General features: G+C 45.3%; 11 protein-coding genes. 5 read left to right on the plus strand and 6 right to left on the minus strand.

Features of this window, described 5'->3' with window-relative positions; all coding sequences use genetic code 11:
• Window positions 1-44 precede the first annotated feature (44 nt).
• Window positions 45-827, plus strand: coding sequence for a diaminopimelate epimerase (gene dapF / locus AC060N_RS03290; RefSeq protein WP_479525869.1), 783 nt, complete (start codon window positions 45-47; stop codon window positions 825-827).
• Between the two features lie 21 nt (window positions 828-848).
• A complete protein-coding gene (locus AC060N_RS03295) occupies window positions 849-3236 on the plus strand; it encodes a cache domain-containing protein (protein WP_479525870.1) in 2388 nt (795 codons plus the stop codon).
• Between the two features lie 13 nt (window positions 3237-3249).
• Here the strand turns inward: AC060N_RS03295 and AC060N_RS03300 are convergent, their stop codons facing one another.
• From AC060N_RS03300 to AC060N_RS03315, 4 genes are all read right to left on the minus strand, one after another.
• Entirely contained in the window at window positions 3250-3834 is a 585-nt protein-coding gene (locus tag AC060N_RS03300; protein WP_479525871.1) for an LOG family protein, read from the minus strand.
• A gap of 60 nt (window positions 3835-3894) precedes the next feature.
• On the minus strand, window positions 3895-5859 hold the full coding sequence (gyrB, locus tag AC060N_RS03305; protein WP_106542991.1) for a DNA topoisomerase (ATP-hydrolyzing) subunit B: 1965 nt from the start codon (window positions 5857-5859) through the stop codon (window positions 3895-3897).
• A gap of 315 nt (window positions 5860-6174) precedes the next feature.
• Window positions 6175-7968 carry a TonB-dependent receptor gene (locus AC060N_RS03310; RefSeq protein ID WP_479525872.1) on the minus strand — a complete coding sequence of 598 codons (1794 nt, stop codon included), beginning with the start codon at window positions 7966-7968 and terminating at the stop codon, window positions 6175-6177.
• A gap of 12 nt (window positions 7969-7980) precedes the next feature.
• Window positions 7981-11076, minus strand: a complete 3096-nt coding sequence (locus AC060N_RS03315; protein ID WP_479525873.1) for a tetratricopeptide repeat protein — start codon at window positions 11074-11076, stop codon at window positions 7981-7983.
• Between the two features lie 163 nt (window positions 11077-11239).
• Here AC060N_RS03315 and AC060N_RS03320 point away from each other — a divergent pair, with 163 nt between their 5' ends.
• Window positions 11240-11959 carry a cell division ATP-binding protein FtsE gene (locus AC060N_RS03320; RefSeq protein WP_479525874.1) on the plus strand — a complete coding sequence of 240 codons (720 nt, stop codon included), beginning with the start codon at window positions 11240-11242 and terminating at the stop codon, window positions 11957-11959.
• On the opposite strand, the gene AC060N_RS03325 is transcribed toward AC060N_RS03320, so the two are convergent.
• A complete protein-coding gene (locus AC060N_RS03325; protein WP_479525875.1) occupies window positions 11936-13069 on the minus strand; it encodes a glycosyltransferase family 4 protein in 1134 nt (377 codons plus the stop codon). The two genes, AC060N_RS03320 and AC060N_RS03325, sit on opposite strands and share 24 nt — an antisense overlap.
• Before the next feature lie 91 nt (window positions 13070-13160).
• Here AC060N_RS03325 and murB point away from each other — a divergent pair, with 91 nt between their 5' ends.
• Window positions 13161-14180: a UDP-N-acetylmuramate dehydrogenase gene (gene murB / locus AC060N_RS03330; protein ID WP_479525876.1), complete on the plus strand. Its 1020-nt coding sequence runs from the start codon at window positions 13161-13163 to the stop codon at window positions 14178-14180.
• 14 nt (window positions 14181-14194) lie between these two features.
• On the opposite strand, the gene mltG is transcribed toward murB, so the two are convergent.
• The gene (gene mltG, locus AC060N_RS03335) at window positions 14195-15256 is read right to left on the minus strand and encodes an endolytic transglycosylase MltG (RefSeq protein ID WP_479525877.1); all 1062 of its coding nucleotides are present in this window, start codon (window positions 15254-15256) and stop codon (window positions 14195-14197) included.
• A 162-nt stretch (window positions 15257-15418) separates the two neighbouring features.
• Here mltG and AC060N_RS03340 point away from each other — a divergent pair, with 162 nt between their 5' ends.
• Window positions 15419-16621 carry an FprA family A-type flavoprotein gene (locus AC060N_RS03340; RefSeq protein WP_479525878.1) on the plus strand — a complete coding sequence of 401 codons (1203 nt, stop codon included), beginning with the start codon at window positions 15419-15421 and terminating at the stop codon, window positions 16619-16621.
• Window positions 16622-16647 lie beyond the last annotated feature (26 nt).

The following is a 16647-nucleotide window of genomic DNA, read 5'->3' on the forward strand; positions in this document are numbered from 1 at the left end:
CCTGATTAACATATTTTAACTAACTTTTGGAGATGTTAGAAGTCATGGAGACAAAGTTTTACAAATACCAGGGAGCCGGAAACGACTTTGTGATCGTCGACAACCGCGATGAACACTTTGATGGAGACAATGTGGAGTTGATTGCTTCTATTTGTGATCGACGATTTGGTGTCGGAGCAGACGGGTTGATGTTGCTTCAGTCGCATCCCGAACATGATTTCGTTATGCGGTATTTCAATGCGGATGGACGTGAAGCCAGTATGTGTGGAAACGGAGGTCGCTGTATCGTGGCTTTTGCCCGGAAACTGGGCGTTATAGGCAATAAAACAACCTTTCTGGCCGTTGATGGTGTACACGAAGCGGTTATAGACGCGAATGGTCTGGTTAACCTGAAAATGCAGAATGTTCCTGAGGTCGAAAATGGTGGAGACTTTTTCTTTTTGAATACCGGTTCACCTCATTACGTTCGGTTTGCTGATGACATCGATTCGATTGATGTAGTGAACGAAGGAAGACAGGTGAGAAACTCAGAACGCTTTGCCGCGGAAGGAACTAATGTCAACTTTGTTCAGCTTCGTGATAACGGAATTAAAGTGTATACCTACGAACGTGGCGTAGAGGACGAAACCCTGGCTTGTGGAACGGGTATTACAGCATCGGCTTTGTGCGCAGCCATCAGAACAGGGAAAGAGGAAGGATATTTTCCGGTAGAAGCGAAAGGCGGACAACTGGAAGTTTCTTTCAAACGTTCAGGAAATCAATTTACCGAGATTTGGTTAAAAGGTCCCGCCACTTTTGTTTTTGATGGAACAATAGCAATCGATTAATCCTTTTATCCTAAATTTTCGATGAAAGAAAAAACGCGGGAACGTCTGAAGTTTTTTAAATCGGTGTCGATGCCCGGGTTCTTTGGACGTGCCTTTTTTATTACTTTCCTGGTTACTTTCCTATTGGTTTTCATCGTTTACAATTTCTCAGAATGGCATAATTTCCGGGTAAACCGGGAGCATCGGATTAATCAGATTTTTAATCAGGAAGAATCCAATCTCGAATCGCGAGTTGACGGCGAGATAAAATATATCACCTACCGCCGAAAAGAATACATCAATAATCTGAAATCTTCTCTTTCCCGAAGTGTGGAATCAGCTTCCAGTATGGCCGAATCGATGTGGAGTAAGTATAAAAATGTATATCCTGAGCATCGGGTTCGGGAAATGATTCTCACTTCATTGTCAGCTTATATTGGACCCGGGATGAAAGGAAAACTCTTCGTCAACACGCTTGATGGAAGAAGTGTGATTTTTCCCGGAAGGGGAGTGAGTCAAGGGATTCGTTTGAACGGCTTTCAGGATTCGTTGGGAAATTACGTGGTACGAAAAGAGTTGAACCTGCTTCGGAAGAAAGACAGCGGCTTTTTGGAATATTACAGTCCGAACAATCAAGAGCTGGAGAAAATTGCCTATATAAAGCGGGTTGATGATTTGGGCTGGTATATCGGGCATCGTGTATATCCCGTCGATTTTAAGTCTGAGATTCAGCAAAGTATTGTCCATAAGCTGACAGAGCAGTGGAAGAATACGGGCGATGTCATCTTCATCAATAAATTTGACGGAGAACCCGTCATTATGGATGGCGTTCCTTATGACGGTAATATGAATTTGTTGACGAATGCTCCTCAAAGCAAAACCACGGTTTTTCAGCAAGAGCTGAATTTGGTGAAGCAAAATCAGCAGGGTGGTTTTTTCCGTTGTCACTGGTATAATCACATTAGCAAAAGTTCCGACAGTATTATGGTTTATGTGCGTTCGGTTCCTGAATGGAATTGGATTGTCGGAGGTGTTGCTTATTTATCGGATGCCCGGAAGAAGGCAGAAATTGAAGGGCAACAATTAAAACGGAGATATTACAAAGCCATCATAACTACGCTGGTTGTACTTGCCCTTTTCTCACTTATCTTTTTCGTTTTCCTGAATTATTACTTCCGGCGTTTTTATACCGATATCAACTGGTTTATTACCTATTTCAGACATCCTAAAGGGCATTTTATTCCAACGGAAGAAATTCATTTTAAGGAAATCCGCTCTCTGGGTGAATCAGCCAATCAAATGATGGCTACTCGTTTGCAAATCGAAGATGAGTTGATTTTCAACCAAAAGGCGCTCAAACATCTTTTTAATGTCGCTCCGGTTGCGATGGTCGTGGTTGTTGATGAGGACCAGGTGGAGATGGCTAATCATGCATTCGAAGAGCTTTTTGAATATTCGCAGGCAGAAGTGGTGGGGATGTCGTTGAGTTCTCTAATCTGTAAGGATAATTCCGAAAGGATTTCGGTGAAGGATATTGGAACAGATGGTACTCATACCAGCGTTGAACGTGAGCTTGAACGGTATACCAGAACAGGTAAGAAGTTACTGGTCTCGGCCATTGTTACCTTGCTGAGCAGTAACGAAGGCAAGAACCAAATGCTTCATATTTACCGTAATATCACTGATGAACGAAACCGTGAAAGACAGCTGAAAAGTGCGCTGCATAAAGCAAAAGAAGCTGATCAATTGAAATCGGCCTTTTTGGCGAATATGTCGCATGAGATACGAACTCCCATGAATGCTATCTTCGGCTTTTCTGAGTTACTTGGAGATTCGGATATCACGTCTGCCGAACAGGAATTGTATATCAAATACATACAAAAGAGTGGTGATACGCTGTTACACCTGATTGATGATATTATCGATTTCTCGAAGATTGAGGCCGGACAACTGGCGTTAGCCAAAGCACCGTTTTCAGTGAACGAATCACTCATCGATTTGATTAGGTTGTACCAGAAAATGGTTGCTGAAGAGAAAGACGGTAAAGTGGAGATGAGTTTTCAGTCCAACCTTCCGGATTCGCTAAAATTAAACTCAGACGTTGTCAGGGTAAGACAGATTTTGAGTAATCTCCTTTCAAATGCCTTCAAGTTTACTTCGGAAGGGCACATTGCGGTGAAATACCTGTTGGAAGGTAATTTCGTAATTTTTCGGGTGGAAGACACCGGTATTGGCATCGAGAAGAAAAATCAACAGCTTATCTTCGAGCGTTTCCGTCAGGCTGAACCCGCCTATAACCGGAGTTTTGGCGGAGCAGGACTAGGCTTATCCATCTGCAAAGGATTGGTCGAACTGCTGGGAGGTGAAATGGGGGTTGAGTCGGAATTTGGAAAAGGTTCTGTTTTCTATTTTACCATCCCGTTAGATTGATGCCCGCTAATCCCTATTTTTTACCGGGAACATCGAACCATTTGCTTTCCAGTTCTTCCGGCTGGTAATTTTCGACATACTTCATTGCATCAGTGGCATCTTTCGCCACGTAATACATTTTCTTGTATTCCTCGCGTGCAAATATTTCGTCGTACGAGCGCTGAAATTGCTGAAGCAGCGCATCATAAAATCCGTTGGTATTGATAAATACAATGGGTTTGTTATGGTAGTGAAGCTGCTTGAGCGTAATTACCTCGAGAATCTCTTCCAGTGTTCCAAATCCTCCTGGAAGGGCAATGAATGCATCCGAACGTTTCCGCATCAGGTATTTGCGTTCCCGCATGTTCGGTGTCACAATCAATTCATCGTCGTGCTCCGAAGCCAGGTTCCGGTCGTGGATGGACTGCGGAATAATGCCCAAAGAAACAGCTCCTGCCTGGCGGGCCGCATCGGCGCAGGCGTGCATCAATCCAACATTCGAACCACCGTAAACAATGTTGTGGCGGTTGTCACCGATTAAAGTTCCCAGCAATTTGGCTTCTTCAAAATAGACATCAGCAATGGCATTGCTCGAAGAGCAGAAAACACAGATATTCACGACTCAGAAATTTTATTATAACACATTAAAAAAGGCTGGCCCGGGGCCAGCCTTCAGGCTTTATACATCGATATTCGCGTATGTTGCGTTGTCCTCGATGAACTTCTTCCGGGGCGGCACATCATCACCCATGAGCATGGAGAAGATGTGGTCGGCTTCGGCGGCATTCTCAATGGTTACCTGCCTTAGCGTACGCTGTTCCGGGTTCATGGTCGTTTCCCAAAGCTGTTCGGCGTTCATCTCACCCAAACCTTTGTATCGCTGAATGTGCAGGTTGCTTTCGCTTCCGCCTCCCCATTCGTTGATAAGGGCGATACGTTGTTGTTCAGTCCAGCAGTAGGTTTCTTTCTTGCCTTTGCGCACCAAATAAAGCGGTGGTGTGGCAATGTAAACATATCCGTTACGAATCAAATCCTGCATGTAGCGGAAAAAGAAAGTCATGATGAGCGTCGCGATGTGAGAACCGTCGACGTCGGCATCGGTCATGATTACTATCTTGTGATACCGCAGCTTATCGATGTTCAGTGCTTTCTGGTCTTCTTCGGTTCCTACCGTGATACCTAAGGCAGTGTAGATGTTGCGAATTTCTTCACTTTCGAAAACCTTGTGCGACATGGCTTTTTCCACGTTCAGGATTTTTCCCCTTAACGGGAGAATGGCCTGAAAGCGACGATCGCGGCCTTGTTTTGCAGTTCCGCCTGCCGAATCACCCTCGACGAGGAAAACTTCGCATTGTTCCGGATCTTTTTCCGAGCAATCGGCCAGTTTTCCCGGTAGACCACCACCTGATAATACCGTTTTTCGCTGAACCAGTTCCCTTGCTTTGCGGGCTGCATGACGTGCCTGAGCAGCAAGAATAACTTTGTTTACAATGGTTTTCGCATCTTTCGGATGCTCTTCCAGGTAGTACGAAAGCATTTCACTAACCGCCTGGTCAACCGATGCGCTGATTTCGGAGTTACCGAGTTTGGTTTTGGTCTGTCCCTCAAACTGTGGCTCAGCTACTTTTACCGAAACAACGGCCGTCAATCCTTCACGGAAGTCATCCCCACTGATGTCGAATTTCAACTTGGCCAGCATGCCGCTGGTTTCCGCATAATTCTTCAGGGTACGGGTTAAACCACGCCGGAAACCGGTGAGGTGTGTACCTCCTTCAATGGTGTTAATGTTATTAACGTATGAGTGAATGTTCTCGGTAAACGAAGAGTTGTAAGTCATCGCGATTTCTACCGGAACACCATTTTTCTCTGTTGTGATGTGAATCGTTTCGTCAATCAGTCGCTCACGGGTGCCGTCCAGGTAATCGACAAATTCGGACAATCCGGCTTCTGAAAAGAATTCTTCTCTTTTGAATTCACCGTTTTCGTCCTGTTCCCGTTTGTCAATAATAACCAGTCGGATACCACTGTTCAGGAACGCCAGTTCCCGCAGACGAGCCGAGAGAATGTCGTATTTATACGTGGTTGTACTGAAGATGGAATCATCTGGGCGGAAGGTAACGATGGTACCGCTTTTGTCCGTTTCACCAATAATTTTGGTTTCACTGATAGGAACGCCTCGCTGGTACTCCTGCTCCCAGATTTTTCCATCGCGGTGAATTTCCGCACGAAGGTGAGATGAAAGTGCGTTAACACACGAAACACCAACACCGTGCAAACCACCGGAAACCTTATATGAGTCTTTGTTAAACTTACCACCGGCGTGGAGAACGGTCATTACCACTTCCAGAGCCGATTTATTTTCCTTGGAGTGGCGCTCCGTCGGGATACCACGTCCGTCGTCTTTTACTGAGATGGAGTTATCTTCGTTGATGATAACTTCGATGTTCTTACAGTAGCCTGCTAGCGCTTCGTCGATGGAGTTGTCAACTACCTCGTATACCAAATGGTGCAAACCTTTAACGTTTACATCACCGATGTACATCGCGGGACGCTTACGTACAGCCTCTAAACCTTCCAGTACCTGAATACTGTCGGCTGAATAATCGGAGTTGTTGTTCAATCCGTTATTTTCAAATTCACTCATTCTATGAATTATTTAAATTCTCAATCTCGCCGGAATCCTTCGCATTCCAACCCCGACCTGATAACCAAAGAGCAAAAGTGGTTGCGGACAATACTTTAGCAACTGCCGGTGAAAAGACAGTTTAAGTTCCGCATTTTCAGGTCTTTTTTCATGGTAGGCAAATATAGCAAAATAATCCCGGTTAACCTGATATTTTGGACCCTCAAAACCGGGTTTTTATCAACAAATCAATGTGTGTTAAGTGTCAGATTATCAGATAAAAATAAACCCCGAAAAAGCTTCGGGGTAAAATGAGACTAAAATATCTTAATTTGCTTAAAATGACCAGCTTGCACCGACCATAAATCGCATGCCTTGCGAGGTGTAACCCAACCACCTGTCATAGTGTTGGTTGAATACGTTATCGAGGCGGCTGAAAAGCTTCAAACGGTAGGGCAGCTCGTATTCCGCACCGATATTCATATTCACAATTGGATCGAGTGAAACGATGTCCCGGTAGGGAGAAGGCCTTGCTGAACTGAGTGGATCGTAATGATATAGAACAATAGCCTTCCGGTTTCCGGTAATATTCACATCGATAAAACCGGTTAGCCGCTGGGTAAACCTTACGCCCGACGAAACCGTTGCATCGAAATTGGGCTTGTACGAAGCGACATCCAGACTGTCAAGCGAGTAGCTGTAATAGTTTGCTTTGATTTGCAGGTAGTAGTCGCTTCCGCTGAAATAGGAAATTTCGGCATTCAGATTGAGGATGCCGGCGTTATCATATTCAACATCAAAGTCATTCTTGTACAACCACTCGTTCGTGGAAATTGGGTACATTGGACTGAGTACCCTGGGGGCTGCATTCGTGACAAAGAAATGCATGTTGTGCGCCTTGCTGTATTTCACACCGGCTTTGTAACTGATTTGCGGGCTGATTTTTCCTTTGAAACCGCCGAAGACAATGTATTTGTAATCGGTGTTCCGGATATCGTGCCGTGGGTTAGCCCAAGGATTTTCTTTAGCTATCGCGGAATAGTTGTTGTTCTGCAGGTAGCCATCGGCGCCGGCATACAGCGTCATGATATTTTCCACGGGGGTTAGTTCCAAATCGAGTTTGGGATACACCTTGAAAATGGCATTCCGGTCATCGTCTGATACCGACCAGGTATTCAGACCGGCACGAATTTTCCATGCATCGCCGCACAGCAGCACTGATGGATTCAGCTTGAACCAGATGCTGTTGCGTTTGTTTGAGTTCGGATTATCGAAATTGTCAATGCTGTCGGTCGAATAGTAATCGAGGGACGACTGAAGCAGGCCGTGCAGGTTGCCGAAATCGTTGTCAAACTCAGCAATCATTCCGGCGTTATTCTCGGTTTGCCCGGTTTTTGCGTTGAAATTGGAATAATGCAAACCTGCGTTGTATTGCAACTCACTGCGGGAGTTCTCACTGCTTTTCAAGCCTACATTGACCCGCCAGTTTTGCAAGCGTTGTTTGTCGTTGAAATAGCCATAGCCATTATTCTTCACGTAGGCCGGAATGGAATCCGGGTAACCGTAAAACTTCACTACGTTCCGGTCGTAATTCAGGTTGACCGAAAACACCGATTTCCTGAAAAAGTACTTCCCGAAAACCTCCAGGTTATTGTGGCTGTATGGAGCATCGACTTTTTTGCCGGTACTATTTAATTTCACACTTCCCGCGGACGAGAGATGCCGGTAGTGAACTCCGAAAATGGAGTTCTTGCCTTTGGGCTGGTTGAAAAAGAATTCCCCGTAAGGCGTATTGTAAGTTCCCATACCCAGTTTCAGATAACCATGACCGTTTTCCGTTGATTCGTGTAGGTTGATGGTCGCTGCTGATACAGGAACCGTTTTGAATCCTGTGGTAATGGGTTCGGCGTCGATATGGTAGTCAAACTGCGGCGTAAAACGGGTTGTGTCGTCGATTTCCGGCATCGGACTGATTTTGTAGGCATCCGATACGCTCGGGCGATAAGCTTTCACCACTTCCACCTGTTTGTTGATGGTCGTATCCTGCTTTTGGGCCAAGGCCGTAGCGGTACTTCCCAGTCCCATAGCCAGGGTAAATAATATGCTGAGTGAAATATTCTGATGTTTCATGATGCTTTCAGATTATTGGTTGGAGCTAATGGAATCAGTTGTGGAAGTTGTCACAGAATCCTGCTGACTTTGTGCAGCGGATTGTGCTTTCTGTTTTGCTTCCAAATCTTTCAGATACAGTTCCGACTCCTTAATGATTCCATCGTCGGGCTCTCCGTAATTATCGATGATACTCTGGAGCGTATGTGTTGCCTGGAACAGGTCACCCTCTTTTTCATAAACATGAGCCAGCAGAATGAAGCTTTTGGCCAGCCAATATTGGTGCGGGGTGTTCTTGTCGATGAAACTCATCACCTCATCCTCGGCTGCTTTCAACTGGTTATGGTCGTAATAGTACTTACACACCTGGTATTTCGCTTCGGCACCTTCGGCCGTTTTGGTATCCTTCGATAACTTGCGGAATAGCGTATACGCTTTTGTTGGCTCGTTGAGCGCGAGGTAAGCCTTGGCTGCTTTGTATTCCGCTTCACGCGAAATTTCTTCCGGTACTTTTTCCGTATTCCGGATTTGCCAGCCTGCTTCGGTTACCGCTTGATAATTTTTCAGTTCGTAATTGCTTCGCAGTATTCCCGTGAGGGCAGTCAGATTGTCTTTCGAATTGTTGGACTGTTTTTCAAGGCGCGTGTACAGTGCAAGCGCTTTGTTGTAGTCTTTTTCCCGGTAGGCGATTTCGGATGCTTTTAATAATGCCGGTTCAGAGAAAATGTTATCACCACGACTCAGCACATAATCATAATCGACAGCAGCCTGCTGAAGGTTTTGTTGATTGTAGTACAGCTCGCCGCGGTAGAAATGTGCATTGATGGCAAACGCTCCGTCCGGGAAGCGACTGAGATAACTGGTCAGCGCATCCATCGCTTTGGGACTTTGCTTCATGTAGAGATTTTCAGCCGAAGTGTACAGCAACGAATCCTGTTCCGATTGAGAGGGTGTCGCTGTTTTTCCCAAACTTTGGGCATACGTGAAGTAATCTTCCACTTGGTTCATCTCCACATAATTGTTCCGGATTCCTGTCAATGCTGCTTTGGCTTCCGGTGTATTCGCGTATTTCTCAACTACCTGTTTGTAGTACGAAAGCGAGTTGTTGTAGTCGTTTTCGTTGAAACTGATGAGTCCCAATTGCAACAGCGCTTTCGGCTGATATGGGCTGTTTGGGTAATTGACCAGCAAATTCTTGAAGCTCTTCTTCGCGTTGTCATCGTTATGGGCCCGCTCCCAGGCACGACCGGTTTCGAAAATGGCATCATCGCGATAGCGCGAATCGGGGAACTGAACTTGCAACTTGTTCAGGTCGTTAATTTTTTGCTGTTGCTTATGCAGCAGACCATAGCAGAAAGCCGTTTGAAACAGTGCATAGTCTGCATCGTAGGTGTTCATGTGGTACGCCTTCTGATACTGAGCAATCGCATCCTGGAAACTGCGCTGAACATACGCGCAATCGCCTAACCGGTTGTATGCATCGGCCACCTGCTTCGGATCTTTGTCGTGCGGGAAGGTGAGAAACTTCCGGAACCAACTGGCAGCCTGGCCAAATTTCTCCTGGTCGAAATAGGCGTAACCGATGTTGTAGTTGGAAAGTGCATATTCCTTCTTCATTCGGTATGAACCGGCCGTCGTCTGGAAGCGACGGTAATCGAGAATAGCGGCTTCCTTATCGTTGAGGCGGTATTCCGCTTCCCCTTTCCAGTAATAAGACAGCGCTTTCAATTCGTCGTTGTATTGGCTGTATTGTAATGACTTATTGAATAATTCAATGGCCTGCTTTAGTTTTGTATCGCGGAAAAATTCCAGCGCGCGATAGTAGGCTACCCGCTGATACGCTTTCTTGATAGCCGGACTTTTCACTTTGATTTTATCCAGCGATGCCAGTGCATCCTTGTAGTTACGGGTCGTCATGAAAACCTTCACAAGGTAATCGTAAGCGACATCGTTCCGTTCGGAGTTGGGATATAGCGTAATGTATTTGTCGAATGCCTTGATGGCTTCGTTGAAGGGGGAGTAATCCAGCTCGTAGGTGATTTTGGCATACTGGAACAAGGCATCTTCCTTGAGTTTAGGATCGAAACTCATTTCGGATGCATTGGAGAAAGCCATCATCGCTTTTTGCTTTTGGCCATCTTTCAGGTAGGCACCTGCCAGATGATAATAAGCGTTCTGCGCAACAGCATCTTTATTGCGTGTGGCCCGTTCCAAATCAGAGATCGATTGCTTATAGTCGCCGGTTTCATATTCACAAATCCCGATAACGTAATAATCGTCTGCTGTCGGTTTATCCGTATTTTTCATGTAATCATCCAGATACGGAAGGGCTTTGCTGTATTGTTCTGTTTGAAAATAGGAGTTCCCGATGATTTTAGAAATGTCAATTTTTCGCTCGGGCGATGCAGCTTTCAACAATGGCGGAGCCATTTTGATCACCTCATCATATTTTTTCTGCATGAAATAGATTTGTGCCGTATAGAACGGTACAATTCCTGAGTATTGCGGATCGTCCTTCAGTTTCTGGAATTCTAACAGCGCCGTTTCGTAGTTTCCTTCGAGGTAGTTGATATGCGCCCAGTAGTATGCCGCTGCACGGGAAAACTTGCCCCGTTTGTTTTTCAAATCGTAGAAATAGGTTTTGGCCTTTTCGTTCTCTCCGTTGTCCAGATAGCAATACCCCAATTTGAATTTATATTCGTCGCTTTCTGCTTTTGGAAGCAGGTAGGCGTCCACTTTTTCGTAATCGCGCATGGCTTGCCGGTAGCGTTTGTTGCCAAACTCCACATTCGCCAGACGAAAATGCGCCATGGAGATTTGTGGCGAGTTGGGATATTTGTCTATGAAATCTTCCAGCTCTTCTTTTCCATTCCGGTTTCCCATCTCCAAAGCACAGACTGCTTTGTAGTAGGTTGCTTCTGCGTACATCCCCGATGACGGTTCGCTCTGTTTCATGATTTTATTGAACTCGTGGTAAGCCGAGCTAAATTTTCGTGTCTGGAAAAGTTCCAGCGCTGTCCGGTAAGTTTCGTCAATGCCGGTTGGACTGGTTACCGGCTGCGCATAAACTGCCATGGTAACGAGTAGTACCAACCCAAGCGTAAAGAACGATTTAGATATGAATTTCATGTGATTTTTTTTCTAATCTGATTTTACAGGGTGTAATCAGGTTAAACACTGTTTGTTTTGGTTTAAAGAAGAGAATCCACACAATTGTTCCGCAAAAAAACTTAGTTTTGTCTGAAGCGGCCTCATACAAAAATATAATTTTCAACTAAACTTTCGATTACTGGTGGAAGCAATCATTGAACTGAAAGGTGCAGATGTTTATCAACGTGAGAATCTGATTCTGAAAGATGTTAATCTTCAGGTAGAAAAGGGAGAGTTCCTGTATATCATCGGGAAAGTGGGAAGTGGTAAATCCAGTCTTCTGAAAACCTTCTATGTTGAATTGCCTCTGATTGAGGGCGAAGGAGAAATTGTAGGATACAAACTGCAAGCCATCAAGCGGAAAAATATTCCGCTACTGCGAAGAAAATTAGGAATCGTTTTTCAGGATTTTCAATTATTAATCGATCGAAGTGTTTATAAGAATCTGGAATTCGTACTGAAAGCAACTGGCTGGAAACAGGATCGGGCCATCAAGGACCGTATCCGGGAAGTATTGGAAATTGTTGATATGCCGCATTCCGGCTCGAAAATGCCGCACCAGTTGTCAGGTGGAGAGCAGCAACGTATCGTCATTGCGAGGGCTTTGCTGAATAATCCGGAGATTATTCTGGCCGATGAGCCTACCGGAAACCTGGACCCGGAAACGTCGGAGTCTCTTCTCAATGTTTTGAAGGCGATTAATAAAGAGGGAAAAACCGTTGTTATCGCCACGCACGACTACCCGTTAATCCGGAAATTTCCGGCCCGAAAAGTGGCCTGTGAAGATGGAGGTGTTCGTGAAGTGGGTGAAGAAGAGGAAATTATTGATTTCGAATCGTTACTCGACGACGAGTTGTCCTGATTCCTCCAGAAAGGGCGCGTAAATGGCTGCCAGTTTCTTTTCTTCGTTTTCCCAACATAGTTCGCGGGCTGCCAGCGAAGCATTTTCCTCCCATATTTTCCGGTACTCTTTGGCTGAGAACAGTTTGTTGATTTGTTGGGCAACTGCTTCGGGGGTCCGCTCTTCCAGTATTTCACCGACTTTGTAATTCTCGACTAAGTTTCGCATTTCCGGTAAATCGGATACAAGTACTGGAATTCCTGCATGAATATAATCGAACAACTTGTTGGGTAACGCAAAGTGATAGCTTAATCCCAAATCTTCTTCTAAAGAAATGCCCAAATCTGCTTGCGGTGTCAGGAAGTGGAGTTCAGAAAGGGATAATCTTCCGAGAAAAACGACTTTCCCCCCCAGGTCTTCCCGAATGACCAGTTCCTGTAGTTCATCCTTTTTATCCCCGTCGCCAGCCAGCAGCAGAATACTTTTGGGAATGTATTTCATCGCCTGAATCATCATCTCCAGGCCGCGCCCCATATTCAACGCTCCCTGGTAAAGAATGATTTGTTGATCACCGAAATCCATCTGGCGGTCGCCCGGGATGAAGGTCACTGGCGAGAATCGCGGCATATTCCGGATAACGGTAAATTCTTTGCGGTAAACCGAAGAAAGACACTCTGAAATAGATTCACTAACGGTATAAGCCGAATGCACATGGGAGAGTGAAAGCTTTTCGAGCTTTTGCCACATCCGTTTTACGAACGGGCGTTTGATAACTTCCGGCACTTCAGTGAACAATTCGTGGCTGTCGTAAATAACCGGCAACTTACGTAAGCTCGCTGCTGCTGTTATTCCCGGAAGCGTATCCAGATCATTCGCAACTAAAACATCATATTTTCCGAAAAGAACATGGAAAAAGAGCCGTAAATTGAAAGAGGCATAAAATACCGGACCTTTGTTGAAAAGTAACCGAAACCTTCGTGTCTGGTAAGGTCTCGACAGGGAACCGCTTTTTTTGAAGCGCCGTCCCAAAAGTGTTACTTCGAAGCCCATCTTTTGCAGCGATGAGGCAACTTTATGTACGCGGTGATCGCTTACGAGATCATTGGTTGCTGCCAGGAGTATTTTTCGCACAGTTGTCAAATTCTAGTTGTAAAGATACGCAGTTAAAAAGGAAACGTAAATATCCCTGCTTCTATTATCTTTGCCATCAAAAATTTAAGGTATGTTCATCCTCTACCATGATTATTCCTTGCTGACCAGGAACACATTTGGCATCGATGTTAAAGCTAAATCTTTTCTCTCATTTTCTGATGGTCAAGGCCTGATCCAGTTTTACCAATCGAATCCGGAATACCGTGATATGGAATATTTGATCGTGGGTGGAGGAAGCAATATGTTGTTTCTGCACGATGTGGAGGAGCTGGTTTTATCATCCGATGTTTCCGGTATCGAGATTTTGAAAGAAGATAAGGAATCTGTTTGGGTAGAGGCTGGCGCCGGCATCGATTGGGATGAGTTCGTTGCCTTTTGTGTGGGCAACCGTTGGGGAGGAGTTGAAAATCTTTCCCTGATTCCCGGAAAGGTGGGAGCGGCTCCTGTTCAGAATATTGGAGCGTACGGTGTTGAAGTTGGCTCTGTGATTCGTGAGGTTCGCGGTGTCGATTTGCAAACTTTGCAACCAAAAAGCTTTACCCGTGAAATGTGTCAGTTTTCTTATCGGAATAGCATATTCAAGCAGGAATGGAAGAGCCGTTTCGCGGTTACTTCTGTAGTGTTTGAGCTGAACAAAAAGCCGGAATTTAAGCTTGATTATGGCGATGTGGCAGCCGAAGTGGAGCGTCTGGGAAGCGTGTCTCACTCAACTATTCGACGGGCGGTTATCGCTATTCGGGAACGGAAATTACCCGACCCGGAAATTATTGGGAATGCCGGTAGTTTTTTCAAGAACCCGGTGGTCGAGGAAGAAACAGCCAATGCATTAAAAGCAAAATATCCTGAAATTCCGCTCTATCCGGCTGGTGTCGGGAAAGTGAAAATAGCCGCCGCCTGGCTGATTGAAAAGGCCGGCTGGAAAGGGAAACGCGTTGGGCAGGCGGGTGTGCACGACCGTCAGGCGCTGGTGCTGGTCAATCATGGTGGTGCCACCGGACAGGAAATCTTCGACCTGTCGGAGCAAATTCGGATGGACGTTGAAAATAAATTTGCGATTCAACTCGAACGCGAGGTGAACGTCATCGGATAAACTACTTTCCCGGATTACTTAAAGATGCGATTTTTGTTCAGCGCTCGTTGGTAACGGGCCGCATTCCGGTTGTGTTCCCGCAAGGTTCTCGAGAAATTGTGGTAACCCGAAAAATCTTCCTTCGCACAGAAATACAGATATTTACTTTTCTCGTAGTTCAGTACCGCCTCAATGCTTTTCGGATTTGGAAAATTAATGGGGCCGGGTGGTAATCCTTTGTATTTGTATGTATTGTAAGGCGAATCAATTTCGAGGTGTTGATTGAGAATGCGTTTGATGCTAAAATCGCCAACAGCAAATTTTACAGTTGGGTCGGCCTGCAACCGCCAGCCGCGTTTCAGCCGGTTAATGTAAACACCGGCAATTTTATGCATCTCATCCGGTTTCACGGTTTCTTCCTGGACGATGGACGCCAGCGTGGTAGCCTGAACGGGAGTCAACCCTGCCGCTTCGGCTTTCCTTTTTCGCTCGTCAGTCCAAAAACGATCATATTCCTGGTGCATACGCTCCACAAATTCCGCGGGTGTTGTTGTCCAGTACAATTCGTAGGTATTGGGAATAAACATGGCCGGGAAAGCAGCGTAAGTAAAGCCGTATTTCTTCGCTTCGGCGGTGTCGGTCAGCATTTTTAAAAAAGCAGTCGAATCCGCTTCCATGTAATGGGCCAGCCGGCCCGCCAAATCTTTCCGGAAACGAATGTTGTTGAATGTTACTTTGATGGGCGTTTGAGCTCCGGAGCGTAACACATCAATCAGTTTGTTGTTGCTCCAGTTCTTTTCAAGCTTGTAGGCGCCGGGTTTGATTAAGTCCGGATACTTTTTTTTATTCGCCACCCAATTGATGGATTTATAGTTGTTCAGGAAATCACCCGCCTTCAGCGAATCGATCACCTGGTCATAAGTTGCACCATCGGGGATGTATACAAAACCCGAATGTTTCACATTCTTCTCGAAAATGTATCCATACAACTGGAAAGCACGAATGCCAACCACAATAAAACCGATGGCTACCAATATAATGACCCATTTTCCCACTTTGGGGAAAACCATTAGCCTGTTTCTGCGCTCAATTCCCATACTTAGTCTTTCTTGGTCGTAAAAATAGTAAATTCAGTTTAACTCACCAGATGAAGCATCTCGCTCATCTATTTATGTTTTATTGACAATTATTCAACGGTTTACACCTAAATATTTTATATTTTCGTGCCTGAATTACAAAACCGAAAAATCGTTAACTGTTTGGAGGACAATTTTATGCATCAGGTAAAACTTGCAGATGAAATTTTTTATGTAGGAGTAAACGACCGAAAAACACATCTTTTTGAAAATTACTGGCCGCTGCCACACGGAATGGCTTACAACTCGTATTTGATTGTTGATGAGAAAGTAGCCTTGATGGATACGGTGGAGCGTGCGTTTATCGACGAGTATCTTTCGAATATTAAAAACATACTGGGCGACCGGAAAGTTGATTATTTGGTAATCAATCACATGGAGCCCGATCATTCCGGAGCAATTCGTAGCATTGTGGCCGAATATCCGGACATTACCCTAGTCGGGAATAAGAAGACCTTCCCGATGCTGGAAAACTTTTACCAGATTAAGGAAAACACGCTGGAAGTTGGCGATGGTGATGAACTTCCGTTAGGAAAAAATACACTCGAGTTTTACACCATTCCGATGGTACACTGGCCCGAAACGATGGTTAGTTTCGAAAAGACAAACGGTGTTCTTTTCTCGGCTGATGCTTTTGGAACCTTTGGTACGCTGGACGGCGGTATTTTCGATGATGAACTGAATCTCAGTTTCTACGAAGAGGAAATGATGCGCTACTTCACCAACATTGTTGGAAAGTATAGTCCGCATACGCAACGTGCCATGAAGAAACTGAGCGGTTTGGACATCAAAATGATTGCCGCTTTACACGGTCCGATTTGGCGTTCACATACCGACTTTGTGCTTTCGCGATACGATAAGTGGAGCCGTTACGAGACAGAAGAGGGAGTTGTGATTGTGTACGGAAGTATGTACGGGAATACCGAAAAAATGGCGGATGTGATTGCCCGGCAACTGGCCGAGCGCGGCGTGAAAAACATTCGTGTTTACGATGCTTCCAAAACGCATCAGTCATACATCATTAGCGATATTTTCAAATACAAAGGATTCATCGTTGGTAGCGCTGCCTACAACAACGAGATGTTCCCATCTGTGGAGGCGTTGGTTTCCAAAATTGAGCACATGGGCATCAAAGAGCACCTGCTGGGGGTTTTTGGTTCATTTTCATGGAACGGTGGCGGCGTCAAAAACCTCATGAAGTTTGCCGAAAACATCAAGTGGGATTTGGTTTACGATCCGGTGGAAGAGAAAGGCGCGCTGAAAGCTGATAAATTCCAGATGTGCATCGACCTGGCCAATGCCATGGCTGACAAGCTGAAAGAATAATCTTTATTCAGATATAAATGAAAAGG

Source organism: Prolixibacter sp. DSM 2831, from assembly GCF_056493735.1.

What these genes read in the sequence shown, in the direction of transcription:
- dapF (WP_479525869.1), top strand. Translation starts at nt 45, where the DNA reads ATGGAGACAAAGTTTTACAAATACCAGGGAGCCGGAAACGACTTTGTG.
- AC060N_RS03295 (WP_479525870.1), top strand. Translation starts at nt 849, where the DNA reads ATGAAAGAAAAAACGCGGGAACGTCTGAAGTTTTTTAAATCGGTGTCG.
- gyrB (WP_106542991.1), bottom strand. Translation starts at nt 5,859, where the DNA reads ATGAGTGAATTTGAAAATAACGGATTGAACAACAACTCCGATTATTCA.
- AC060N_RS03310 (WP_479525872.1), bottom strand. Translation starts at nt 7,968, where the DNA reads ATGAAACATCAGAATATTTCACTCAGCATATTATTTACCCTGGCTATG.
- AC060N_RS03315 (WP_479525873.1), bottom strand. Translation starts at nt 11,076, where the DNA reads ATGAAATTCATATCTAAATCGTTCTTTACGCTTGGGTTGGTACTACTC.
- murB (WP_479525876.1), top strand. Translation starts at nt 13,161, where the DNA reads ATGTTCATCCTCTACCATGATTATTCCTTGCTGACCAGGAACACATTT.
- mltG (WP_479525877.1), bottom strand. Translation starts at nt 15,256, where the DNA reads ATGGGAATTGAGCGCAGAAACAGGCTAATGGTTTTCCCCAAAGTGGGA.